This window comes from Terriglobia bacterium (genome assembly GCA_020072565.1).
Classification (GTDB): domain Bacteria; phylum Acidobacteriota; class UBA6911; order UBA6911; family UBA6911; genus JAFNAG01.
Genome location: JAIQGI010000029.1, coordinates 23093 through 49558, shown reverse-complemented (window position 1 = coordinate 49558; position 26466 = coordinate 23093). Strand labels below are relative to the sequence as shown.

The 26466-nt window shown below is 58.7% G+C and carries 17 protein-coding genes; 12 read left to right on the top strand and 5 right to left on the bottom strand.

Annotated elements, in window-relative coordinates; genetic code table 11:
* Positions 1-225: 225 nt before the first annotated feature.
* Positions 226-2871 (top strand): glycosyl hydrolase family 2, encoded by a 2646-nt coding sequence (locus tag LAP85_18020; protein MBZ5498302.1) that lies wholly within the window; start codon positions 226-228, stop codon positions 2869-2871.
* Positions 2872-2928: 57 nt separating this feature from the next.
* Here the strand turns inward: LAP85_18020 and LAP85_18015 are convergent, their stop codons facing one another.
* Positions 2929-4278 (bottom strand): APC family permease, encoded by a 1350-nt coding sequence (locus LAP85_18015; protein ID MBZ5498301.1) that lies wholly within the window; start codon positions 4276-4278, stop codon positions 2929-2931.
* A gap of 155 nt (positions 4279-4433) precedes the next feature.
* Between LAP85_18015 and LAP85_18010 the strand changes: the two genes are divergently transcribed.
* Positions 4434-4823, top strand: a complete 390-nt coding sequence (locus LAP85_18010; GenBank protein ID MBZ5498300.1) for a VOC family protein — start codon at positions 4434-4436, stop codon at positions 4821-4823.
* 56 nt (positions 4824-4879) lie between these two features.
* Here LAP85_18010 and LAP85_18005 read toward each other — a convergent pair whose 3' ends face one another.
* Positions 4880-5533, bottom strand: coding sequence for a bifunctional precorrin-2 dehydrogenase/sirohydrochlorin ferrochelatase (locus tag LAP85_18005; GenBank protein ID MBZ5498299.1), 654 nt, complete (start codon positions 5531-5533; stop codon positions 4880-4882).
* A gap of 240 nt (positions 5534-5773) precedes the next feature.
* Between LAP85_18005 and LAP85_18000 the strand changes: the two genes are divergently transcribed.
* Positions 5774-6301, top strand: a complete 528-nt coding sequence (locus tag LAP85_18000; protein ID MBZ5498298.1) for an RNA-binding protein — start codon at positions 5774-5776, stop codon at positions 6299-6301.
* Between the two features lie 107 nt (positions 6302-6408).
* On the opposite strand, the gene LAP85_17995 is transcribed toward LAP85_18000, so the two are convergent.
* From LAP85_17995 to LAP85_17985, 3 genes are all read right to left on the bottom strand, one after another.
* Complete coding sequence (locus tag LAP85_17995) at positions 6409-6771, bottom strand: hypothetical protein (protein ID MBZ5498297.1); 363 nt, start codon at positions 6769-6771, stop codon at positions 6409-6411.
* Positions 6772-7159: 388 nt separating this feature from the next.
* Positions 7160-8536 carry an aminotransferase class V-fold PLP-dependent enzyme gene (locus LAP85_17990; protein ID MBZ5498296.1) on the bottom strand — a complete coding sequence of 459 codons (1377 nt, stop codon included), beginning with the start codon at positions 8534-8536 and terminating at the stop codon, positions 7160-7162.
* 69 nt (positions 8537-8605) lie between these two features.
* Positions 8606-11749, bottom strand: coding sequence for a hypothetical protein (locus LAP85_17985; GenBank protein ID MBZ5498295.1), 3144 nt, complete (start codon positions 11747-11749; stop codon positions 8606-8608).
* A gap of 490 nt (positions 11750-12239) precedes the next feature.
* Between LAP85_17985 and LAP85_17980 the strand changes: the two genes are divergently transcribed.
* The 9 genes from LAP85_17980 (at position 12240) to LAP85_17940 (ending at position 26454) form a co-directional block, all read left to right on the top strand.
* Positions 12240-14366 (top strand): PKD domain-containing protein, encoded by a 2127-nt coding sequence (locus LAP85_17980; protein ID MBZ5498294.1) that lies wholly within the window; start codon positions 12240-12242, stop codon positions 14364-14366.
* Positions 14367-14591: 225 nt separating this feature from the next.
* Entirely contained in the window at positions 14592-16559 is a 1968-nt protein-coding gene (locus tag LAP85_17975; GenBank protein ID MBZ5498293.1) for a hypothetical protein, read from the top strand.
* Between the two features lie 88 nt (positions 16560-16647).
* On the top strand, positions 16648-19404 hold the full coding sequence (locus tag LAP85_17970; GenBank protein ID MBZ5498292.1) for an insulinase family protein: 2757 nt from the start codon (positions 16648-16650) through the stop codon (positions 19402-19404).
* An 89-nt stretch (positions 19405-19493) separates the two neighbouring features.
* Complete coding sequence (locus LAP85_17965) at positions 19494-21569, top strand: SpoIIE family protein phosphatase (GenBank protein ID MBZ5498291.1); 2076 nt, start codon at positions 19494-19496, stop codon at positions 21567-21569.
* A gap of 167 nt (positions 21570-21736) precedes the next feature.
* Positions 21737-22321: a response regulator gene (locus LAP85_17960; GenBank protein MBZ5498290.1), complete on the top strand. Its 585-nt coding sequence runs from the start codon at positions 21737-21739 to the stop codon at positions 22319-22321.
* A gap of 4 nt (positions 22322-22325) precedes the next feature.
* A complete protein-coding gene (locus LAP85_17955; protein ID MBZ5498289.1) occupies positions 22326-23384 on the top strand; it encodes a bifunctional phosphoglucose/phosphomannose isomerase in 1059 nt (352 codons plus the stop codon).
* Between the two features lie 144 nt (positions 23385-23528).
* Complete coding sequence (gene dapF / locus LAP85_17950; protein MBZ5498288.1) at positions 23529-24383, top strand: diaminopimelate epimerase; 855 nt, start codon at positions 23529-23531, stop codon at positions 24381-24383.
* 17 nt (positions 24384-24400) lie between these two features.
* A complete protein-coding gene (locus LAP85_17945; protein MBZ5498287.1) occupies positions 24401-25537 on the top strand; it encodes a M20 family metallopeptidase in 1137 nt (378 codons plus the stop codon).
* Positions 25534-26454 carry an energy transducer TonB gene (locus LAP85_17940; protein ID MBZ5498286.1) on the top strand — a complete coding sequence of 307 codons (921 nt, stop codon included), beginning with the start codon at positions 25534-25536 and terminating at the stop codon, positions 26452-26454. Before LAP85_17945 ends, LAP85_17940 begins: the two co-directional genes overlap by 4 nt.
* Positions 26455-26466 lie beyond the last annotated feature (12 nt).

Sequence of the window (26466 nt, the reverse complement as noted above, 5' to 3'; positions counted from 1 at the left end):
GTTCACCGTCGCGACTTATGCGAAGTTTGGCATTGGGAAGCACGCGTGATTGCATGCCCGTGCCGCGAACTTTCCGAGAGGCGCTTGGGCGCTGACTGAAATTGCGATGATACGTGGGATTGGTGCATTTGGTTTTTTTTGACTTGTTGTGCGCGGGGCCGGATGCGTCATAATAAGGAGCTTTGAAACCCTGCATTGCCGCTCTTTTGCCGGAGGGAAACCGCGATGACAATGGGCCGCTTGCTGTTCCTGTCGTTTGTGCTGTCGCCATGCAGCCTGATTGCGCAGATAGCGCGCAACAGCCCCGGTGTTGCACCTCAGACAATCGCCATAGAAGACGGTTGGATGCTGCAGTCCTCGGCCGTGGTGGAACAAAAGGGTGAGGTCCTCTCTACGATGCAGTTCCAGCCCCGGAACTGGTACCCCGCAGCCGTTCCTACCACAGTCGTCGCGGCGTTGGTGAAAAACCAGGTGTACCCCGATCCGACTTTTGGGATGAACCTGCGCTCGATCCCCGGGACCAGCTATCGCATCGGCGTGAACTTTTCCAATGTAGCGATGCCGGCGGACAGCCCGTTTGCAGTTCCGTGGTGGTACCGCAAGGAGTTCGTCCTGCCGGCGACCTACAAGGGGAGAAGTATCTGGTTGAACTTCGGCGGGATCAATTACCGCGCCGATATCTGGGTAAACGGAAAGCAAATCGCAGGATCAGAGAAAGTCGCGGGTGCCTGGCGTGCCTACAGGTTCAACATCACGGACATGGCGCTGCCCGGCAGGACCAACGTGCTGGCGGTGCGGGTATATCCACCGACGGAAAACGACCTGGCCATCACCTTTGTCGATTGGAACCCGCAGCCACCCGATAAGAATATGGGGCTGTGGCGCAGCGTGGAGATAACGACCAGTGGACCGGTGTCCCTGCGCTATCCGACTGTGATTTCCAAACTCAATCCCCCGGCGAACGACAGCGCCCGCCTTACCGTGGCGGCCCTGCTCGAGAACGCTAGCCGGCTTCCTGTAAGAGGCACGCTGAAAGGCCGGATCGAGAAGATCGAGTTTGCACAGGAGGTGGAACTGGCCGCAGGAGAGTCCAAGGACGTCGCTTTCGAGCCCGACCAGTTTCGTCAACTCGTTGTTTCCAAGCCGCGCCTGTGGTGGCCTGCGCAGATGGGGACGCCCGGCACGTACCATCTGAGCATCGAGTTTGACGTAAACGGCGCGGTTTCCGACCGGGCCGAGACCAGCTTTGGCATCCGCGAGGTCACCTCGGAGTTGAATGCAGACAGGAAGCGGGTGTTTTCAATCAACGGCAAAAAAATCCTGATCCGGGGCGGAGGTTGGGCACCGGACATGATGTTGCGGGAGAATGCCCGGCGGCTGGAAGATGAACTTCTTTACGTCCGGGACATGGGCCTGAACACGATCCGCCTGGAAGGGAAGTTGGAGACCGATAGATTTTTTGACCTTGCCGACCGCTATGGAATCCTGATCATGGCGGGTTGGTGTTGCTGCGATCACTGGGAACGGTGGCAAAAGTGGACGCCCCAAGACCACAAGATCGCGGAGGAATCGCTCCGCAGCCAGATGTACCGCCTGCGCAGTCACCCCAGTCTGGTGATGTGGCTGAACGGCAGCGACAACCCTCCGCCCGCAGAAGTGGAGAAGATGTATCTGTCTGTGGAACAACAGTGCCGCTGGCCCAACCCGATCGTGTCATCAGCTACCGCCAGGCGGAGTAGTGTAACCGGTGAGAGCGGGGTGAAAATGACGGGCCCGTACGAGTATGTCGCCCCCGGATATTGGCTCCAGGACACTAGGAGCGGCGGCGCGTATGGCTTCAACACCGAGACCAGCCCAGGGCCCGCCGTGCCGCCGGTCGAAAGCTTGCGTGCGATGTTGCCCAAGGAACACCTCTGGCCGGTCGACGAGTGGTGGAATTTCCACGCCGGAGGCGGCTCGTTCAAGGATATCCGAGTTTTCACGGAGGCCCTGAACGCACGCTACGGCACAGCCACCGGACTGCAGGATTTCGCGCTCAAGTCCCAACTCATGACCTACGAGGGCATCCGCGCCATGTTCGAGGCTTACAGCCGCAACAAGTACACCTCGACGGGTGTGATCCAGTGGATGCTGAACAACGCCTGGCCGTCCCTGATCTGGCATCTCTATGATTACTATCTGCGCCCGGCCGGCGGATACTTCGGCGCCAAAAAGGCACTGGAAGCTTTGCACCCCTTATATTCCTACGATGATCGCACGGTGTGGGTTGTGAGCAGCCAGTATCAGGATGCCAGGGGCCTCAAGCTCACAGCCAGGATTTTTAACCTCGACATGAGGGAGAAATTTTCGCGGCAGGCCTCAGTCGATGCCGTGGCAGACAGCACCCAGAAGGTCCTCGATTTGCCCGAAATCCCGGATCTGAGCCCGGCATACTTTCTGGCACTGCGGCTCGAAGATTCAGCGGGCGTGATTGTGGGCTCCAATTTCTATTGGCTCTCCACGAAGCCCGAGACGCTGGCATGGGATAAGTCCACGTGGTACGTAACTCCCACCGCATCTTATGCCGACTTCACGGCGCTCCAGCAATTGCCCAAAGTCACGCTCAGGGTTGCCAGCCGGACAGAGCAGAAAGGGCAGGATGTGCTAACGCACGTGACGCTCGAGAACACGGGCACAAACCTGGCGTTTTTCATCCGTCTAAAAGTCAACAGAGGGGCTGACGGTTACGAGATTCTGCCTGTGCTCTGGCAGGATAACTATTTTTCGCTGCTGCCGGGCGAAAAGCGGGAAGTTACCGCCACCTTTCGCGCTCAGGACCTGGGAACAGCCTCGGCGGCAGTGGAAGTAAGCGGCTGGAACGTCATGCAGTAGAAAAACCGCGCCGCGACGGCTCCGGAAATGCCCGGCAGTTCTGCACGATCGCACCGTTCAAGCTTCTTCGGGCGGAGGTTCAAAGTTCACCAGATCTCGGCTGAAGCCATGGGTTTTCCAGGCGCCGAAGCCGATACCGACCGCGAGCCAGACTGCACCGGCGATCTTGGCAGGCCGGCTCAGGTTCAGCCACAGGAGCAGACAGATAAGGAATCCGGCCAGGGGCGGAATGAGGTTGGTGAGTCTCTTTTCGTTCACCCGCAGGAAATAGTGGGTGAATGCGGAGGCATTAACGCCCATGAAGGCGATCAATGCCCCGAAGTTCAGCATTTCAGCACCGAGCCCGTAGGTCAGCACAAACGCGCCGAGCAGTGCGACCACCCCCACAAAAATCACATTATTTCGCGGGATGCGCCGCTTGGGATCGACTGCGCCGAAGAATGATTTGGGCAGCGCATTGCTGCGTCCCATGCCGTAGAGCAGCCTGGCAGCTCCCAGTTGGGCACCCATGCCGGATCCGAAGTTTGCCACCATGAGCGTGAGATTGACAACCAGGAAGAACCACTGTCCTGCGGCCCTGCCGGCGACATGGACATAGGCGGTATCGATGTCCGGAAACGGCTGCGTGGCCGGCCAGACCAGTTGGGCAGCATATACCTCCATTGCCGATAGTATGCCGATTGCGAGGCAGGTGAACACGGTGGCCAGCAGGATGTTGCGTCGCGGGTTCTCCGCTTCCTCCGACAAGGTCGAGATGCCGTCGAAGCCGATGTAAGTCAACACGGCAATCGAGGTGCCCCCGAGAACGGCGCGGACCTGGAAGGTTTCGGGATCATAGAAAGGGTGCGTAAAAAAGCCGGCGGCATCGTGGGGGTGTCCGATGATGTAGCGCGCGGCAGCGACAAAGAAGATCGTAATCACGACGCCCATGCCGGCCGCCAGACCGGCGTTGATGCGGGCCGAGGTCTTGATGCCTCGCAGGTTGAGTCCGGTAAAGACAAGGAAAAAAAAGAAGGCCCAGACCCAATAGGGCACGCCGGGCGCGAAATTCATGGCGGCCTTGCTGCACCAGATGATGCAGATGAGCGGGTTGAGCATGTAATCCATTGCCATGCTCCAGCCGGTGACGTAGCCGAGTGCGGGATTGATCTCCTGGCTCACATAGGTGAACGCGGAACCGGCGCTCGGGTAGGCTCGTGCCATGCGCCCGTAGCTGACGGCCGTCAGCAGCATGGCCGCCATGGCAACGAGAATGGTGGTCACGACATGACCGCGGCCCCGTTCGCTGAGCACGCCAAACACGGACATGGGAGCTGTCGGCTGAATGACGATCATTCCGTACAGAATCAGGTCCCACAGGGTCAGAGTGCGCCGGAGTTGCGGTGCGCCGCCGGATGAGGTTGACATGATGCGCGTATTGGATTATGGGGCGACCGACTCTGTCAACAGGAAAGGCGGTGGACAGATCCCGAGGGCCCGCTTCGGGAACTTGGCGGCGCGTTCAGCCGGCTTGCCGAAGCCTATCCGCCATGCAATCCTTACGAGAGGAGGAGGCAGGAATGATGAACGACACGCAGCATTTTGGCCTGAGCCGTATCGGGCAGATTGCAGTCACCGTGCACGACGTGGCCAGGGCAACTGCTTTTTATCGAGACAAGCTTGGCATGAAGCTGCTGTTCGAGGCATCGAATATGGCGTTTTTCGATTGCGGCGGCATCCGGCTGATGATCGGAGTAGCCTCGAAGCCTGAGTTCGACCACCCGAGTTCCATCATTTATTATCGGGTCGGGGACATCCTGAGCGCGTTCGATATCCTCACCGCCCGCGGCGTTGCATTTGAAGCCAAACCACATCTGGTGGCTCGCCGGGACGATCACGAGCTGTGGATGGCATTCCTGCGCGATGTCGATGACAATATGCTTGCGCTGATGAGCGAAGTGCCCCGCGTCTGAGGCATCGGGGAATTTGCGATCTGGGATGTGAAAGGTCGGCAACGGATCACCGGGTTTCAGTTGTATCCATCCAAAGTGTGGTTCAGCCAGGCGAGCCAGTCTCCGAGGTTGATGCTCTGGGGAAGGCCGGCGGGAGGGCTGATGCGTGCGCGGTCGGCGAAAAGCCCGTAGAGCCGGTTCCTCTCGGTTGGATCCTTGACCTCGCTGCGGACCGCAGTCCGAAACCTGCCGGCAGCCTCGACCCATTCACCCATGCCGCGGGTGAGCGCCGAAATGCGGTTGCGGACGGCGGCGGCCATAAATGGGGCCGCGCCGCCGGTGCTTACAGAGACGGTCAGCGGGCCTTCGCGCCAGACGGCCCCGAAAGTGACGGTGCACAGTTCGGGAACATCGACCACATTCACGGGAATGCCCTTCTGCCTGGACTCGGCCGATACGGCACGGTTGACCTCCTCGTCGGGGGTGGCGGCGACGACCAGGTGGAATCCCTCGCAGTCACCCTGTGCATATGCACGCGCCAGCCAACGGATCAGGCCCCGATCCACCTCATTCCGAATGCGTCCGTCGATCTCAGGCGCAACTACAGTCAGCGCACAACCGGCCGCAAGAAGCATTTCGACCTTGTGTGCCGCCACTTTGCCGCCGCCGATCACCAGGCAGGGCAACCGATCCAATTTGAAATTCAGAGGCAGGTACCTGGTATTTTTCATGATTGCCCAATCGATCCTATATCAAATTGTCTGCACTTCCAAGGCAGACATCGAGATGCCGTCCGGACGCGAATCAATCCTATGCTTGACTTACAACCTCCCCTGCTTCACGATGGATCGAGCCAAAGCCCTGCCCTTGCCGGGCGGGAGCTGGCGGTGGAATCCGGCCGGGCGGCAGACTGCAGCGTGCCCGCCGGTCATTGGATAACGTCAATACATTGAGGAGATACTGAGGAATAAATGTCCGCTCGTCTGTTTGTTGGAAACCTTCCTTTTGATGTAACCGAAGCTGAACTGAGGGACCTCTTCTCGCCGGTAGGGCCCCTGTCATACGTTTTTCTCCCGGTGGATCGGGAGAGCGGTAAAAGACGAGGCTTCGCCTTCATAGAATTCGGCGATGAGGCCAAAGCTGCTGAAGCCCTGCACCGCTTCAACGATCAGCAGTTCAAGGGTAGGCCGCTTGCCTTAAGTGAAGCTCGTGCCAGAGATGCAAGGCCGGCCTTTGGCGCGCCGGTCAGGGCCCGGGTTCCTCGCCTGCCCGATGCATATGACTCTGCACCCGGTCTGGGTGAATCAACGGGCCGGAGGGAACGACGAGGTCGTGATGACTCGCGGCGTCATGCGAAGCCGGGGATTCGCGGTGCGCGCGTCGAAGGGCCCAGCAAGAAAGGGCCGCGGCGAGAGCGGGCCGGAGGCCGCGTTTTCGGTCTGGACGCCGATGATATCGGGGATTTTGACGAGTCGCTCGAAGAAGAAGAAGTGGAATGATCTTCACGCCCCAGACGGGTACGGACAGCCTGTCTACGGCTGGCAAGACCTCTCCGGTAACAGTGTCGACGTCGGCGGCGACGCCGCCATGAGAAGTCTTACTTACACTAACGGTGTCTACTGAAGAACTCCCTGAGGATGTTGGCCGCTGCGTCCAGGCCGAAGGTGATGGCTCCGCTTTTCAAGCCATTGGCTGCTGTTTGATGGGGCTTGGGATACCATGCCCTGGAAATGAGCCCCGCACCGAAGACGCTCACCAGGTGGGGATAGGCGACTCGCCAGCGGCCCTGATCGTCCCGGGTCCTTGCGGCCTGCGCAATCGCATCCAATGTCCGGGGCCATTTTCGCGTGTGCGGCGAAGGAAAATACCGCGGATCATATCCAAGCAACCCGCCGATGCCGAAGCGGAGGGACTCTTTCACCACGTGCTTCCCATAGCTCGAAGCGAGCCGGCGCCCATAGCCGGACATCCCTTGCCTCCACTCAGGCACGTCATCGCGGGCCTGTCCGATGGCAGCTCCGGAAGCGGTGCCCAGAATATTCAGCGGACTGTACAGGGCCCTCAGGTAGTGGTGGAATTTCTCTCTCCCGGTCGGCGGAGGGGATAGCTGTGCGCTGCCGGCTGTCCGTGTATCGGCCTGATCCGACCCATCCGCAGATTGTGCGAGTACCTGTGCCTCGGCCGAAGCAGGCCACGTAAAGGAGCCCGCCATGAGGCAGGCAGTGCAAAAAACGGGAAACTGGAGTCGAAATGCAATCCGCAAAAGCCGCACAGGCCTCAAAAAAGTTCCTTCCGATCTTCTGTGATCCGGGAGATCTTCGGGTTTGATTTTTTTGCGAACAGCATTCATAGGGCCTCTAGAGCTCCTGCACGGCGGCGCGGATATCCTCAATGGCCGCCTGCATCCGGTCGAGATGGGTGCGGAAAGAGAGGACGCAGATTCTGAGGATGAACATTCCCCCCAACGAGGTTGCAGTCAGAAATACGCGCTGCCTGGCGTTGACTCCGGCGATCAAGCGGCGGTTCAAGTCGTTCAGTTGCTCGAGGCTCAGGCCGGCGCGCACGAGTCGGAATGCAACCAGTGACAGCTGGGGCTCCGCGACAATCTGCATTCCGGGGATCTTTCGCAGCTCTTGGGTCGCCCATTCGGCCAGGTCCAGCTTCTCGTCAAGGTTGCGCCGGAATGGCCCGGCACCATGCAGTTTGAAGGGCAGCCAGACTCTCAAGCCGCGAAAGTCCCGGGACAGCTCCGGTGAATAGAGGCAGAAATCCACCAGATCGGGATCTTCCTGCATCGGTGGCATGTAGTCGGCATGAACGGTGTGCGCGCGCCGCAGAGCTTCGCCGTCGCGGACCAGCAATGATCCGGTCCCATAGGGAAGAAAGAGCGCCTTATGGGGATCGAGGGTGACGGAATCGGCTCGATCAATGCCGCGCATGGCATTTCTGCCCCGCTCCGTCAGCATAAAAAACCCGCCGTAGGCGGCATCGACATGCAGCCAGAGCTTCTCCTCGTGCGCCACGTCGGCCAGCACCTCAAGATCATCCACCGCGCCCGTATTTGTGGTGCCCGCGCTCGCGACGATAAGGAAAGGTGTGCGGCCGTTAATGCGGTCCGAGGCGATGCGCTCGCATAACACGTCAGGGCGGATGCGGAAGTCCGCGTCGACCGGGATTTCGCGCACGCTGTTCTCAGCAAAGCCGGCCAGCAATGCGGCCTTGACTACCGAGTGGTGCACCTGATCGGAGGCATACAAGGTCGCCGACTGGAAGTGGTCGGCAAGCAGGGTGCGCCGGGCGGTCGCCAGAGCAGTGAAATTGGCCATCGAGCCGCCGGTGGTCAGGATTCCCCGCGCCTCGCGCGGATACCCGATCATATCTGCAAACCACCGGAGAACATTCGCCTCCAACTGTGCGAGCGCCGGGGCTGCCATCCAGACACCGATATAGCGATTGATGGAGTCGGCGATCAAATCCGCAACCGCAGCATGAAACAGTCCTCCGCCGGGGATATAGGCGAGATAACCGGGCGATGCAGTGTTGAAGGTCTTCTGGACCAGGCGGTCGAACAGCAGATCGAGAATATCCGGAAACGAGGTGCCGCGCTCGGGCATGGCCTCTACGACAGATCGAGCCAGATCTTCCGCTCCGGAAACGTCCGAAACCGGCTGACTCGGCAGCGAGCCGATGTGTTTGACGATTCGATCCATCGCCTGATCGACCAGGTCCCGCATGGTTTCCGCACTAAGTTCCAACTCCCTGATGTCCTGTGCCGCAGAGTTCAACCTCGCCATGCAATTGCCTCATTGGATGATTGCCTGGGGCGGAATCGCTGCCAGGAATTGTACCGATGAAGCTTCTCCAAACAGCCCGAAGGCGACAATAGGTCCGCCGGAGGCAGCCATGCGGATGTAGCCTCGCATCTGAGTGAAGCCGGGAACGAGTTGAGGAAGAGTCCTGGCCAGGCGCTCGCCCGGTTTCATAGGGATGGTCACCTGACCCGTCGGCTGGCCTTGCTCGGAGTAGATGTCCACGGTCACGCTGACGTCCTTCGGATTCGGGTTGTACATCGCAACGCCGGTGAAATAGCCCGTCCCTGTGGCCTGGCTTCCCTGGGCGACCTGCGAAAGGATCATATTCGCTCGGGGCGTGCCGTCAAGCGGAAGCGCTGCCATGAACCTTCCCGCCAGAGGATCGCCGAAGGTCACATCGCCGATGACCCCTGCTCCGTCCGCGGTCACGACCAGCGTTCCTTCAGTGATGCTCGCTGCCGCGGAAGCGTCCTGAAGATGGAAGACATCCTCGCCTCGCATCAGCCGTTGTGAGCCCGGCTGGAGCGTGTAGAGGACCGGATTGGTGATGTTCGACACCAGCCTGCCGTCGTTGCCGATCAGAGAGACCTGCACCTGCCTGACTGCGCTGGACGTGTTGATCACGTTGAGGTCCGTGAAATAGCGGATCGTGCCGGCCGGTCCGGAGGCGAATTGCGCCGAGTAGAGAGTTGTGGCGGAAGAAGCAGGCTGCGCAGGGAGGGAAAAAACACTGGAACTCCCCTCAAACGCCTCGTAGCCGATGACCCCCACGTCACTGGAGACTGTGACATATCCGGCGAAGGCTGGATCAGTTCCGGGGAAAAGGCTCGACAGATCATCCGCCAGACGGCCGTGACTGTTCAACACCCGTTGAACCGCCGTGCCCTGCTGCTGCCCGTTCTGATCGATGAGCTTAAGGGAGAAATTTGCCGGAGCTTCATTTGGATTGACCACATCGATCAGATTTCTGAGGGAACCGGTGGTTCCGTGAGCCCGGGTGAAGAATAGTGACGTGGAAGTAGTGTTTCCGGCGACCGCGCCGTCGAGAAAGGTTTCTGCGATATCGCCTTCAAGGAAGAATCCCGTTATCTGGCTGCTGCTCGACCCGGCCTGGATCCAGCCATTGCGCGGCGTGCCGGAGAGAGAGAGGCCGTGGATCTGCTCTCCGAGCATAGCAATCTGCCCGCCGGGCGGAATTGTGACCATTCTCGGGTTGATGGGAGCCGAAGTGTTCGCGCCAGTGTTGTCGAATGAGTTAAAGAGTATGTCGGCCGGAGCCGGCCCCCAGTTTGCCAGGGCAAAGCCGGTGTAGCGCGTGCCATCCCCCTGAAAATAGGGAAAGTAGATATCGGACGGAGTTGTGCCCGGGGAACTCTGCAGATTGGTCACGGCCCAAGCCTGGCCATGAGTCAACTGGTTGAAATATGAAACAAAGGCGTCGTGGATATTCTGCACCTTGGCGATCTGTTCCGGCGTGGCCGGGTGGGTCGAATTCGACACCAGAACGAAGGCGATGCGATGGACCTTCTGAGCCTGAAAGACCGACGGCGTGCGCACTCCATTGGCGGCAACGATGTTGTCGATCGTGAAGTCAAACCTTGTTCCCCCGAAAACAGTGGGGCTGTGCGACGGCAGAGAGTTGGTGGCGGGGATGGGATTCTTCACGTAAAACATGGGGGACACATCTTGTGAATCCTCAAAACCCATAAGGTATAGATCCAGATCACTGAACTTGTTCGTTACCTCTGATGTGATGAAACGCTGCGAGCCCAGCGCTGCGCCTTGATCGATAATCCGATTTCCCTCCATCAGAGAAGAGTCCGCGTTGAAGAAAAAGCTCCAGTGAGCCAAGTCAGGGTATGGACGGAGCAGTGACGTGGTGTAGGGAGCGGATGGCCCTTCCCACAGTGCAGGAAAGGAGAGCCAGCGGTGGGCCACCTCGTGTGCCACGACCTGCATACTATTATAAGTGCGCATGAACTCGAGGTTGGGATCCGCGGGGAATTCGCCCAAGTCTCCCATCATGACAAAACTCTTCAGCCGACCGCCACTGCCGTAATCGGAGCTGTCGTTTACCGGATCCAGTCCGATGCCTTGCACATCGTTGTTGACGTTCAGTTCGTAAGAGAAGGCACCCTGCAAGTCGAAGGGAAATGTCAGAAACATGACCAGTTGATCGAACTCGTCCGGGTGGTTCAGGAAAAACTTGCGCGCCATTGCAGTTTCCATGAGCTGCACGGACGTTGTGAAGACCTCAGCGACGGTTCCGACGAGATTTTCGGTTGGCGTGGTTGTGGAGAAATCGACCGCCGTGACTCCTTCCAAGCTGGCCCCGGGGGAGATGCCGACGATGGCCTCAGCGGAATCCACCCTGGTGCCAAAGATGAATTCGATGTTTCCATTGTTGAACAGCTTCACACTGAAGTTGTTGTATGAGCGGGTGTTCCAATTGGGCACGTTTTGCCAGACGAAAATGGTTCCGTCCGTTTCGGTGCGGTATGAAACCAGTGCCGACCTGTCGCTGGGATCGAGGTCGGTAAAAAGCGGCCCGATCCGCGGAGGACCCCAGGCGAATCTCCCAAGATCGCGGGCTGTGGATGCCACGTCGGCCTGGTCAAAAGTCAGATTCCCGTCCGAGTTCAAGTTTACCGAAGAATAGCTCTTTCCAAAGAAGCTAAAACCGGCACTTAGAGTGACTGGTGTCGAATCGTCGTCACCGAGGATGATCTGGGTTCCCGTGCCGGGAGCAAAGGCCTTGCTCTGCACGCTTACCTGATAGCTGGACGGGGAGGCGGCCACGGGCACGAAAAGAATCGACTTGCCTGCCAGGTCGAAGAAGTTGATCTGTGTCGTCAGCGTGCCGTCATCCTCGATCAAAGCGACGTTTCCCGAGTCCGGCTGCAGCGTTGGTGACTGGGCCTGAAGCAAAAGGCGCCCGCGCTCGGGATGACGGCGCAACAGGCTGTCGCGGTACCGGCTGCGAACCAGGACGTCCCGCTGCCGTTGGACACTCGTTCCACAGATGAACAGGTTGTTCGGTCGTGGCGCGGTATTGGTTTTTGCTGCTCCTGCTTCCGGATGCACTGCCAAGGTAAGAAAAAGAAATGCTACAACTGCTTTCGATGTCTGTCGCATAGGGAATCAAAAATCGCCTCTACCGAGTTTAAGGTCAAGCTTTTGGATCATGCGTTCCAAAACGGTCCACTGAGTCTATAAGCAGCCCCCACCGATTTCAAGGCACAAACTGGTTATTATGAAAAATAGTTTCATCAAGTTTCATGACGCTGTCGCAAAACAACATCAGATGCCAGGGCCGCCAACAAGGGTCACTACTGAAAAGACCCGGCAGCACCGTCGGTATTGCCGGTAATTGCCGAGGGTTTAGGGCGAAGCCAGGGTCCCCTTTCGGATCCTGGCATTGTTTTTCAACATTTGCATGTGTTGTTTGACCAGGAAATCCACGGGTGTTATACTCGAAATGCTTGGGGATGATAGTGTGTCCCCTTGTACTCTTAAAGAAGCGAGTCGTGATCTTTCCAACCAGGTGGGCTGGGAGAAGAGCAGTTTTTACCTAAATCCAGCCTGGATGCAGTCAGGATGGCTGACATTTCGGAGATGACGGACCATGAGAGACCGATATGCACGAGTTGTTACGGCTTCTATTGCAATCTTACTGCTTTCCATCCCCGGCGTCGCCCAGCAGGCTCAAGCTAACAAAAAGAAGTTTACATCCGCCAGTCTTGACGGCGCCACAGGGCTATTCCGGACTTGGGACGCGGAAACTCTCCGGCAAGGAGAATTCAACATCAGTTTGGGCGTTGATTACACCAACCGCGATCCGGGAAGACTGATCATCAGGAAATTCCCCATCGCCGTCGGCGTCGGAATGTTGAATCGCCTCGAACTGTTTGGGTCCTGGGAGGCGCAGAAGAGCATCAATGCCCCGGGCATCATTCCATACGGAGTGTTACCCGGACAGTTGCCGCAACCGGCAACCACGCTCACCGGCACACCGTTTTTCAACAATGATGCGCCGTTCGTGGACGTTCCGCATGCGAGCGCTCCGGGGGACATTCGTTTTGGTGGTATTCTCAACGCCTTGAGCGAACGCCGTGGCAATCCTCTGGCAATGAGTTTTGCGGGTTTCATGAAGATTCCCAGCAACAAGGGCATTACCGGCATGAATCGCGGCCTGACAAACGGTACCAATGAAGGCGGGTTCGCAATGCTGCTTTCGAAGCGGGCCGGCAGAATAGCCGCGCTTCATTTAAACCTGGGTTTCAACTTCGCCGGCACGGCGGAAAACAGAGGAGTGACGCTGGCCGATCTGCAGAATTCTTTCATTTTACGCGGCGGCCTGGCCTTTCCGAATTTTGGAAAGATTCAATTTATTGCCGAGACCAACATCGCCAGGTACTTCGGTGGGAACACCTCTGGCTTGAATCCTGCCAGCCCCGTGGACGCGATTTTCGGCTTCAAGGTCTATCCCAAGGAGTGGATCTCGATTGGGGGTGGCTACCAGGGGCACTTCAACCGGCTCGATACCGATCTGTCGCGAGGCATACTGAGGTCGGGCGTGAACGGGTTTGTAGCGCAGGTGACATTTGAGAAGCGCAGGCACGATCCGCCCAAGGTAACCTGCGCGGTTTCCCCGCAGCAGATCATTCAGGACGAAAAAGCAACCGTCCGCGCCAATGTCGTCATTCCGGAGGGCGCGACGATCACCTACTCCTGGGCCTCGAGCGGCGGCAAACTGAGCGGCTCGGGCGATACCGTGACTTTTGACGCCACCGGTGTAGCTCCAGGGAAGTACACGGTCACCGCCACGGTCGCGGATGACTACGGGCACAGTGTTCCCTGTACGGCCGAGATCACGGTGAACAAGAAGTATTTGCCGCCGACGGTTACGTGCGCGGTGTCGCCGAATTCCATTCAGGTAGGGGAGAGCGCGACTGTACGAGCCACCGCCACCAGCCCCGACGGGTCGCCACTGACTTATTCATGGACGGTCAACGGCCAGGCGCAGGCCGCGAGCGGGTCGAGCTTCACTTTCGGCTCCACAGGCAGGCAGCCGGGCAACTACACGATCGCAGTGACGGTGAATACCGGCAAATTCACGGCTTCATGCTCGAGCAGCGTGACGGTGCGTGAAATACCGATACCGCCGCCCACGATCCAGTGCCTGACACCGACAGTGGACATCGATTCGGGTGGCACGACGCAACTCAGGGTGCAGGCGACGGCAGAGCGTGCGACTCCCACCGTCACCTGGAGTGCCACGGGCGGCACGGTGTCCGGCGCAGGTCAGACCGCAACTTTTGACGGAGCGGGATTGAGCGCAGGGACTTATACCGTCACAGCCACTGTGGACAATGGCCGCGGCGGCAGAGCTTCCTGCACCATGACCGTGAACGTCAGTCAGAAGATCAACGTTCCGGGATTCGCTGAGACCAAGTGGAGAGTCAACAACGTGGCGAAGGCGATCCTTGATAACGTTGCCGTTCAGATGAAAAACGATTCACGCCTGCGTGCCAACGTTGTCGGCTATACGGATGATTCAAGACGCGAAACGAGGGTCAAGGACCTGGGGTTGAAGAGGGCTCAGGCTGTGGTTGAATACCTGGTCAGCAAGGGGATCGACGCCTCGCGCTTCACTGCGCTCAGCGGCGGCGTCAGCACGGTCGGTAACAACAAGACCACCGAGGGCCGTGCGGAGAACCGCCACGCGGAAATCCAGCTGAGCGTTCGTTGAACGTCTGGGCACAGCAACGGGAGCGCAAGAGCCGGCGTAACCTCCGCGCGCTCCCGTAACGTGCCTGGGTTTACTTTAATCGGCTCGGGACCACCGGTGAGCGGTCCCGAGGCCGCCTGAGAATCTGCAACATCGGCCTGATTGTCTAAATTGACCATCCTGAAAGAACCCACTACATATCGCCGCGCCATCCCCCATCGCCATGGGCCTATGCTGATCGTCTGGATGGCACTGATCAGGTCGATCTGTCCGGGACCGTCATGGGCGGCTGAGGCGCGCTTTGAGCGGCTGGGTCCTTACGGAGGAACCGTGCGATCGCTCCTGATCAGCACGAAAGACAGCAGGGTCGTTTACATGGGCACGAGTGACGGGCAACTCTTCCAGTCCGCCGACGGCGGGGTGTCCTGGCACCAGCTCTACCCGGGCATAGGACGGCGCCAGCTTGTGATCGACACCATCGTCGAGGATCCGGCCAATGTGGATCACCTGTACGCGGGGGGATGGGACTTGCGTTCCAACGGAGGCGGTCTATTCGAGACCCGTGACGCCGGCACGTCGTGGAATCAGGTGAAGCTGCCGAAGGCCAACGTGGCGGTGAGAGGCTTTGCCGTAAGCAAAGGAAATCCATCACACATGATTGCCGGAACGGGGGGCGGTGTGTTCGTAACTGCCGATGGCGGCAAGACCTGGCAGCAGAGAGGAGCACGCATGGACGCGTTCCTGCAGGCCGAGTCGGTGGCCATCGATCCTGTCGATCCCCGCATTGTTTTTGTCGGCACCTGGCACCTCGGCTATCGTTCAACCGATTTTGGCAAGACGTGGGTGCAGAATGACCGGGGAATGATCCTCGATTCCGATGTGTTTTCCATCTCGATCGACGACCGCAATCCGAAGAATGTTTTTGCCAGCGCCTGCACCGGGCTCTATCGCTCCGTCGATCACGGGGCAACATGGACAAGGCTGAAAGTCTTTCCAAAAAGCTACCTGGTGCGCGCACAGATTGTTTACATCGATCCCACACGCTCCGAGTGTGTCTACGGAGGGACGACGGAGGGGCTGTTCCTGAGTCCTGACTCGGGAAGAACCTGGAGCCGGGTCACCGCTTCTGACCTTACCATCCACGCTGTTCAGGTCGACCCCCGCAACGGCAGCGTGATCCTGCTTGGCACCGAGTCGCATGGAGTGCTGCGCAGCGAAGACGGCGGTCGCAGTTGGAAAGAATCCAACACGGGATTTGTCACTCGTTCCATTACGCGGATTGTGCAGGATCCAACCGCGCCGGGACGGTTTCTCGTCGGCGAGGTTTCCGAGGGCAAGCTCGGCGGCTATTTCATTTATGACAATCCGCTCAACGCCTGGGCGCGTCTGGACGAAAAGGAGATGCCGGGGGAGGGACTGCTGGCGTTGCTGATGCTTCCCGGGGATGGCGGGCGAATCGCCGGCACGGCGCGAGGAGCGTTCCTTCAGCGTCCCGGGTCAAGCGAATGGAGCGGCCTGCCCGGCCCGATCAGCAAGCTTGCCGTCTACGATCTGGCCGTCTACAGGGACAAATCGTGGGTTTTCGCCGGGACCAATGACGGGATCTATCGGGCTCGGTTGGATGATCTGAATTTTCAGAAGCCTCCCAACTACAGCATCATCCCGAGGGCTTTTTCCCTGATGATCCCGCACAGTGGCCCCGACCGGATTTTTGCCGGGACGCACATGGGCGTGCTTTGCTCGAGCGATTCCGGCGACACCTGGAAGTTCGCCTCCAATGGCATACCCGATCACACCATTGTCCAGTGCCTGGTGTTCTCGCCGGCGGATGCAGAACACCTCTTCGCCGGTACCAGTGCGGGTCTCTATGAGTCGAGGAATGGCGGCAACACCTGGCAGCGAGTTGCCGATGGTCGCCTGGGCGTGGACATCTCTTCGGTCATTTTTCTCGACGCCGGCGGCACAATCATCTTAGCGGCAGACAATACCTCCGGGGGTGTCTTCCTGAGCGAGAACGGGGGTATGCGCTGGGAGAAAATCGGGGATCCTGAATTCGGATCCCCAGTTCGTTCGCTGGCCCAGGATCCATCGCACCCTGCCATCATCTATCTCGGCACCGCAAGTGAAGGCGTATATCGCCTCACTCTTCAGACCTCCGGCATCCGACCTCCTGTATCCGACCCGGTACCGGCGCCGTTCGACAGGAACAAGTAGCACTTCTTCTTGCGCCTCTGGTTCGAATCGGAGGTCGGAGGTCGGAGGTCTGGGATCTGATAGAGTATAATCACGAATGGGAAATGCCATGAAGCTTAGATCCCTCGGAATCCTGATGTTTCTGTTTTTCCCCGGTATCTGCTATTCCCAGGTGCGGCCTCGTCCTTCCTCCCAGCCGGCAACTCCTCCTCCGTTCATGCAACAGCTGAAGTCATTCGATCAAGATGGCTCCGTCACAAAAGTGGTGCTTAAAAACGACCTTACCGTGCTCGTAGGGGAGGCACATGCAACCCCGCTGATCGAGTCCCTGGCCTGGATAAAAACCGGCTACGGGGACGACCCTGCCGATCTGCCCGGGATCTCGCGCGTAATGGAGCACATGCTCTCGAGAGGAACCGCAACGAGGACCGCTGCGGTCATGGCCGCTGACCTGAAGGCGTTGGGAGGTGAGGTGAGCAGCTCCACAGAATACGACCACACGATACTGCGGACCGTAGCTCCTGCGCCTCAATGGAAAAGAGCTCTGGAGATTCAGACCGACGCGCTCTTGAATTCTTCGCTGGACCCGCAGGAGTTGAAACGGCAGATCGAGGTGATCAGAGACGAGTCTGGACGCGCGCTCGCTGATCCAGAGGCACTTGCTGACGCGAAACTTCTTGCAACCGGATTTGCCGGCGGGCGCCTGCGCCGCGCCCGATGGGCAGCCGCGGACGTTCTGAACAACATCACGCGCGAAAAGCTGGTCGCTTTTTACAGATCGGCTTACAGCCCGGCCCGGATCGTGTTGGTCGTTTGCGGTGACGTCACTGCTGCAGAGGTGCTCAACGCGGTCGTGAACCTCTATGGTAATGCCAAGGGCGGCGCCGCCGCCGAGAGCCCCACTGCGGCCGGAGACTGGACGCCCGGTTTTCATTATGCCCAGGTGCGCCCCGACGTCCGGCTTGCGCGCGTCGAACTGGGATTTCGCACCGTCGCTGTCACTTCAGCCGACTATACGGCGCTCGAAGTGTTGCGGGCCATGCTGGGGACCGGCGAAGGGAGCATATTCAACCGCCGGCTCAAAAACCAGAAGGGGATCATCTACGGTGCGGCGGCAGACCTGGTTGCCTATGGCGATACCGGCTACCTCGGCTTGCGCATGGAACTGGATCCCAAAGATATCGACCGGTGCGAGATTGCCGCGTTTACCGAACTCGAGATACTGAAGAGGCAGGATGCAGACACCGGCGAGCTCGAACGGGCCCGGGCCCAGCTGAAACGGGAGTTCTGGGAGACCTCGCAGACCGTGTCCGGACGCGCGGAACGGCTTGCCCGCCTGGAGTCTTTGGGCTCCTGGAAAGGCATCAACACCTACCTGGCCCGTTTGCGACAGATCAAGTGGGCTGATGTGAAGCGCGTTGCCGCGCGCTATCTGAACCTCGAAAACTGCGCCGTGCTGGAGTCTCTTCCCGTGCAGGCAGACGCCCGCAACGCGAGCGGAGAAATCATTCAAAGTACCATAAAGCAACTGCTGACAGCCTCCACCGAGCAGGAAATGGCGGAACGGGAAAAGATAACGGTGCCCGCTCTCGATATTTCCGAGGAGGCCGGCTCATTTGTTCCCTCCGAGGTTCGTTACCCCTTCCAGACGGCCTCAATCTTGCGCGGCCCCGACCTTTTCATCAGGGAAGATCACACGATGCCCTTAATTCATCTCGGGATTTTTTTCGCCGGCGGCAAGCTGACAGAGGCCAAGACCAACGCCGGCATCACGTCTCTCATGCTGCGCACGATGCTCAGGGACAGCAGGACCAGGAGCGCAGATCAAACCTACAGACAGCTCGAAGTATACGGAGCTGCGCTGATACCGGTGGTGGAAGACGACTATTTCGGCTTTTGTCTATCGATTCTGTCCGCAAACGTCGAGCAGGGACTCGACATTATCAGCGAGATCATCAAGTCGCCCAAGCTCGATCCACAGGAGGTTGCGCGCCAGAAAGTCCTTCAGACGGCCGCGCTCCGCCACCGGAGCGACATGGATCTCGCGCGCCTGCGCTTGAGGGGCGCGCTTTTCCGCGATTATTCTTATGCGCTTGATCCCGATGGTTCTGAGGAAAGCATCGCAAACATCACTCCAGATGCCGTTCAGGCGTGGCACAAATTGCTTGTCATGGACAAAAAGCCCATGGCGGTCATCATCGGCGACACAGAGGGAACCAGCCTGGCAGGGTACTTCGTGCATAACTTCAGCGGTTCACGCTATCAGGATGTCAAGCTTCCGGAGGGATTCCCCAAGGCCCTCGAAAAGAAAGATGTGATAGAGGCTTCCTGGGCCGGGAATGCCAGCTCGGTCATGATGGGTTTTCAGGCACCGCCCGAAGAGGATGAGGATTCCTTTCCCTTGATGGTTCTTCAGAGCTATGCTTCGGGCTCGGCCGGACGTCTGACCGGGGCGATCCAGGATCGCCTGCCCGGCGCCCGCCGCGTCTCCCTGGAATATGAGCCCGAGTTGCGCGGCGGCACCATCATGATATGCATTTTGGCGGCACCCGCCGACGAGGAACAGGCGCTGAAGGTGCTTACCGAGGAACTGGCTCGGCTTACAACGGCTCCGGTTTTGTACCGGGACTATCGCGCGGCCGTGAATTCCGTCATTGGAGCATTCCAGATCCGGCAGCAAACCCGTTACCGCCAGATCGCGGAAGTAATCAAGAGCGTTTTGGCAGGGAAGGAGATCGAAGGATTCCAGGATTATATCAATCGCCTGCAAGATGTAAAACAGACGGATTTGCAGGAAGTTGCTCAGCGCGTATTCAAGATTGAAAAGTCGGTGACTCTGCGCATGCATGGAAAATCCGAACCGTAGTCTGTGGCGTGGAGCGAGGTATTCGTGCCGGCAACGCTGTGGACGTTGCCAGTGGGGAAGACGTGCGGCTGCGATTTCCTAGAACGAGAATGGGGAGGTTTACCCTCCTCCTGCTGACATTGTGGCTGCTGCGTCTGCTGCTGCCCTCGGCGCTCCAGCTGGCGCTGCCCCAGGCTATCCAGTCAAGCCTGGCTCTGGTTACGGTCCTCCTTGCTGTTCCGGCAATATATTATGCCTGGAAGATCCTTGCGGTTGTCCGTGGTAAGTTGCTCTGGAAGATACGCCGGCGTCTGATCGTCGCGCACATCCTGATTGCGGCCATCCCTCTGGCGCTTGTGGTTGTGATTCTCTATGTCTCCGGCCTTCTTTTTTACTATCAGCTCAGCTACTACCTGATCGAAAAACAGATCGGAATACACACAGCCCAGATCTCGGCTTTCAACCAGTCCCTGAGCGCCGGCCTGCAGCAGGTGATATCGGGTTCCCAGGCGGATCCGATGCTGCTGAGGACGGTCGTCGATCGCGACGCCAAGTATCTGTTGGGGATGTACCGCACGGCATCCATCGTGGTGCGTGTCAAGGATCCGGCGAGCGGCAAGAATGTCGTTTATGCTGTGGGGCACATAAGGCACGATTTACCCGACTATCAGGTGCCCCGATGGATTACCGAAAACGGATTCAGCGGCTTGGTCTACGAAGACGTTCAGCCGGCAATCTATGAGGGATCCAACAGCAATGTGGGGACGCGACAAGGGCACCTGTTTCTGAGAAGTCTGGTGTTCGGAGATCTCAACGGCGGAATCCCTTACAGCCTTGAAGTGTCCGTGCCGCTGGACGGCGATATGCTGGATCGCCTCAGGAGCGCGCTGGGGCAGGATCTGCTCCTGGCAGACAATGTACCCAATACCAGCTTGAACGTGATGCTGCAGGACACCGGCATCCTCAGCAAGAACATACTCTACGCCACGTTCGATTTCACGAGCTCCCAGCAATCCGTGGGAGGGCTGTGGTCAATGCCGCTCTACCCATTTATCTGGAGCACAGGCGAGGAAAGCAAGATCCCTGCGGACACCATGTTGTTCGTGGAACTGTCGCCCTCAAAGCTATTCCAGAACGTTTTCAACCCTGAGAGCAATGTGAGCAGAACGTTCCTGGGGGCCCTTGAGGTCGTGGTCGGATTCTTTCTGGCAGTCGAGCTGCTCTCCCTGATTGGCGGGATCCTGCTGACGAAGTCGATCACGAGTGCGGTGCATAACCTTGACCGCGGTACAGAATTCATCCGGCGAGGCGATTTCAGCCATCGCATCGTGGTCAAGTCCGACGATCAATTGGGTGCGCTCGCCAAATCCTTCAATCAGATGACTGAGTACGTACAAACCCTGGTAAAGGAAAGAGTCCAAAAGGAGCGGCTGGAGCGCGAATTGGAGATTGCTAAGGAAGTACAGGAACAATTATTCCCTAAGCAGGCTCCAAAAATGAAAAATATGGAGCTTACAGGGCTGTGCCTCCCGGCTCGCATCGTCAGCGGTGATTATTACGATTTTCTCCAGTTCGATGATCAGAACATGGGGCTGGCGGTGGGAGACATCTGCGGCAAAGGCATTTCCGCGGCTCTCCTCATGGCCAATCTTCAGGCCACCTTGCGCAGCAACGTCCTGGCGCGCGGCGCCTTTTCGCTGTCTGACAGAGTCGGAGGCAACGGCAACGTTGCGGGCGTGGTGAAGGTCCTGAATCAGCAGATTTACAGTTTTACGTCGGCGAACAAGTTCGCATCCTTTTTCTATGCGGTGTACGACGATTTTCGCTCTACCTTGACCTACACCAATGCCGGGCATAATCCACCGCTGTACTTCAGCGAGAATGGCTTCCGGCGCCTGACTACGGGCGGTACCGTGGTCGGCATCTTCCCCGACGCGGAGTTTGAACAAGAGACCATTCAACTCCAGAGCGGGGACATACTCCTGGCTTATACCGACGGCATCATTGAGTCCGTCAACGAATACGGCGAGGAGTTTGGGGAACAGCGGTTGATCGATCTGGTGCGCGGGAAGAGCGACCTTTCTGCCGGCAGACTGCAGAAAGCCATCGTCAATGAAGTTCTTGGCTGGGCTTTTGAAGAAGAGCGCGACGACGACATGACGCTGATCGTGGCTCGCTTCCGGTGAAAAACAATACCCGGAGGCTGCCTGGCGGAGGTGGCTTTCTGTCGACTGTTCCTTTTTTTAGTCTTTCACTCCTCGGCCTCCACGACGGTATTCTCCGCGGGTGCTTGACGGATGTGAGGAAGGCGGGATAATCTGAAGTCCGGATTTCTTAATGAGATAGCGGAATTATGCCTCGAAGATCTTTTTTAACCACATTCGAAATCAGCCAGATCTGCGAAGTGAATCCCACTACGGTCCAAAACTGGGTCAAGGAAAGGAAATTGAAAGCCTACCTGACGCCAGGCGGTCACCGGAGGATTCGCCGGGAAGATCTGATCCGATTCATGAAGGAATTCGGCATGCCGATTCCCGCGGCGCTGCAGGAGCCACCCCCGTTCATCCTGATCGTGGATGATGAGAAGGAGATGCTCGAGCTTCTGACATCCGTGATGCAGGCCGGGGATGAGGAAATAGAAGTCGCAGGCGCCCTGAGTGGCGTCGAAGCCCTCTTGCTCATTGGCGAACGGAAGCCGGATCTTCTCGTTCTGGATATCATGATGCCCGGAATGAACGGCATCGAGGTCTGCGAGAAGTTGAAGGCCGGCGCGGCGACCAGAAGCCTCAAAATAGTGGCAGTCACCGGCGATCACGACCGCGCGGTTCGCGAGCGTGTTCTGGCTGCAGGTGCGGACCTTTTCTTCGTCAAGCCATTCGACATGATGCAGTTCCGATCCGAGTGTTTCGATCTGATGAGCTCTTCGAAAGCGAGGTAGGATCTTGCCCGTCCTTGATCAGATGGATCGTATGGCTGCCATCGATCCAAAGTCGATGAGGCACCTGCTGCAGTCTTTCCCCGCCCAGGTGGAAGGTGCCGCACAGATGGCGCGGACCCTTTCCCTGCCGCCGCCGCCGCGCATCACGTGCGTGGTGATCGGCGGCATGGGCGGCTCAGCCATCGGCGGTGACGTGATCGGGGCGGTGACCTCCGCCTTCCTGAGCATTCCTCTGTTCGTTTGCCGCGACTACCGTTTGCCCGGATTCATTGATGCTTCCACGCTTGTGTTTGCAAGCAGCTATTCCGGGAACACAGAGGAGACCCTCAGTGCCTACGAGCAGGCGCGAACCGCGGGCGCATTCATCATTTGCCTGACTTCAGGTGGAAAGCTGGCCTCCGAGGCGCGCCGCCACGGGCATCCGGTAATCCAGCTGCCGGCAGGCTTGCCGCCGCGGGCCGCCCTCGGATATTCGGCAGTCATGCTGCTTGGAGCTCTGTCGATGCTGGGGCTGATACCGGACATGACGGAACCCTTACGTGAGACCGTGGAGCTGTTGAACCAGTTGGTGGCACGATACGGTCCGGAAACGGATGAGACCAGGAATCAAGCCAAGAGGATGGCACGTTCACTGCATGGCAGGCTCATTGCGGTCTACGCTTCCAGTGCAGTTCTGAATCCGGTGGCCGTGCGCTGGCGCGGCCAGATCGAGGAGAACGCCAAGAATCTGGCGTTCCACCATCTCATGCCCGAGATGAACCACAACGAACTTGTGGGATGGGAATTTCCCGCACAACTCCTGCAACAGATTGCAGTAGTTCTCCTCAGGGATCGAGGCGACCATCCCCAGGTGCAGCGCCGGTTTGATCTCACCAGAGAGATCCTGGCGCGCAAAACCGCCATTGTGCACGAAGTATGGAGCGAGGGTGAGTCTCTCCTCGCCAGGATATTTTCTGCGATCTGCCTTGGAGATTTTGTCAGCCTTTATCTGGCTTTCCTTAACGCCGTGGATCCCACGCCGGTGCCGGTCATCGAAACGCTCAAGCAGAAGCTGGGTGCATAAGGTGCCCGGGCGGGCTTGCCTCAGCACGGCACGGTGCGGCGGAACGAAGAGCCAGGGACAGGCAACCGCGGACCAACGGAGAGGCGCGCAGATGATGAACGGCCTCTATCTGCTTGCCTCTGCTGTCCGGTCAAGAGCACGATCATGAAGTTGGCGAAGCTGCACGGGCTTGGAAACGATTTTCTGGTTGCCCGCGGGGGCGAAGTCGGAACAGCCGGCCCATATTTCGGCGAGTTCGCCCGCAGGGTGTGCCGGCGCCATACCGGCGTTGGCGCCGACGGGGTGCTCTTCTATCAGCCAACTGTGGGGGATGCAGAGGCGGACGTTTCGGTGTTGATCTACAACGCCGATGGCAGTCGCGCCGAAATGTCCGGCAATGGCACACGCTGCCTGGCCGCGTATCTGATTCACTCGGGAGAGACTCATGCCCGGACCCTGGGGATCCGCACGGTTGCGGGAGTAAAGACTTTCACGCTCGAGAATCGGAAAGACCGGATCTACACCTTCAAAAGCTCACTGGGGCGGCCTGTAACCGAGCCCGCCCGAATTCCTGTCTGTCTCGGGTCCGGCTCGGAGGCACTGATCGACTTTCCTCTTGCCGTGGGATCCGAGGTTGTGAGGGTTACGATCAGTTCCATGGGGAACCCGCACTGTTCGACCTTCTGGCCGGACGTGAGCCGGGCCCCGATGGAGATACTGGGGCCTGTGCTCGAGCGGCACAGCTGCTTTCCGAACCGCACCAACGTCGAATTCGTTCAGGTACTGGATCGTCATCGCATTCGCGTGCGCTTCTGGGAGCGCGGTGTCGGACCGACGCTGGCCTCAGGGACCGGAAGCTCGGCAGCCGTGGTTGCCGCCATTCTCAACTGTTTGGCGGAAAGCCCGGTTATCGTCGAGGTCGAATTGGGGAGTTTGGAGGTTCATTGGCAGCCACCTGGTGACCTTTTCCTCACCGGACCGGCCGAATACCTGTGCAGCGTGGATTTTCCGGAATCATAACATCCATGAGTGCGCCCATGAACTTGGTGAGTTATTTCGACGCGAATCTCGATGAGGCTCTCAGTCTGCTCAAGTGCCTGGTCGAAATGGAGTCCTATTCTCTGGACAAAGGCGGCGTCGATCGGTTGGCGCAGTTTCTTGCGCGGGAGTTTGAGAACCGCGGGGCAGAGGCGGAGGTTATCCCTCAGGCTGCCAGCGGCAACGCCCTCAAAGCCGTCTGGCGGGGTGAAGGCTCGGGCCGGCCGTTGCTGTTTCTGGGTCATCTGGACACAGTGTGGCCCCCCGGCACCGTCTTTGAACGGCCGTTTGCCATGAAAGACGGCAAGGCTTATGGCCCCGGCATTTATGACATGAAGTGCAGCCTGCTGCTGTGCCTCCTCGTATGCCGCGCATTCTACGAACAGCGGCTGCGCCCGGAACGCGACGTGATTTTCTTCTTCACGCCGGATGAGGAGATCGGCTCGGCCGCGGGCTTGCCGCTCTTCGAACCGATTGCCAGGGCTTCCCGCGCGGTCCTGGTCCTGGAACCCTCGCTCCCGGGAGGAAGAGCCAAGACGTTTCGCAAAGGTGTGGGAACTTTTCGCTTGCGCGTGGCCGGTATCGCAGCGCACGCCGGATTGGACCCGCAGACGGGCGCCAGCGCCATTCTCGAACTTAGTCGTCAGGTGCTCAAGATTCAGAGGATGACTGACTATGAGCGCGGTATCACATTGAGCGTCGGAACGATCCGAGGCGGCTCGGCAGTGAATGTCGTGCCGAGCCGCGCGGAGGCGGAAGTGGATTTCCGGTTTTCGACTCTCGCGGACGGCCGGCGCCTGGAAAGGCGCATCCGCAGGCTGCGACCCCGGGACGCAAGATGCAGCTTCGAAATAGAAGGAGGGATCAACCGGCCTCCTTTCGAACGCACTCCGGCGGTAGCCGGGCTATATCAGGAGGCAAAAGCGCTCGCTGCAACCATAGGCATGCAATTGGGTGAGGGAGGAACTGGGGGCGGGAGCGACGGTTCGTTTACTGCTGCGCTTGGAATTCCCACACTCGACGGTCTGGGAGTCGAAGGCGGAGGTGCACATGCCGCCCACGAGCATATCCTGATCTCTGATGTGCCGCGACGCGCATCTCTCCTCAGCATTCTGGCTAAGGAGTTACTGAAATGAAGATCGAAGTGACATGTCCTCGGTTCAACTCCATCTTTTCGCCGACGCGCAGCAGCCGGCCGCTGGTGATAGCGCTGGCCATGCTCTTGATCGCAGCAGGCGCTGCAGGGCGTGCGCAGGAATCTCCCAGGCGCTTTGCCTATGTCGGGACGCAGTACATTATTACGGCAGAAGTCTCCGGCACGCACCAATTCATACTCAACTTCGTCAATCTGTCTGAATACGTGATCGTCGTGCAGGCGAGCGAGTTCATTTACAAGGGCGGCTCGGGGCAGTTTTATATCGGACAGGTATTCGACCAGCAGACCAAAGGAACCCGTGGAGATGTCTACCGCTATAGCGCATCCATTCTGCTGAATAACGCATCCTTCAAGGGACTCAATGTGATAGGTGCCTTCCACGAGCAGGACCACATCGAGGAATTGAGCGTTCGCATCGGCTCAAAACGCTTCTACCTCCAGGGGCTCGATAAAGCCCAGTTCGACCAGGCGCAATCCAAGATCGAAGATCTGGATCTGAGAAACACCAATGGCGAGGCGGCCTTGCGAAACGCCGGTTTGACTGAACTCGGCCGGGTCCGAACGACGGACGGGACCTCGGAGTGGGATCGGGATTGGCAGAGCCAGCTCCAGCCCGATGGCGTGAACCCGCCGCGCTATCTCGAAACCCCCGAAGTGTCGCCGACTGAGGATGCACGCCGCACCGCTACCTACGGCAAGGTGAAGCTCTCAGCGACGATCACCAGGGACGGAACCCTTCAGGATCTGGCTGTGGTCAAGGGTCTCGGGCATGGCCTGGATGAGCGCGCCATGGAAGCGGTCAAGACCAGCTGGGTCTTCCTGCCCGCCACCAGAAACGGCGAAGTGGTCGAGTCCAAAGTCCAATTCGATGTGACCTTCTCCCCCCCCAAGAAATAGTCAGGAGTCGGG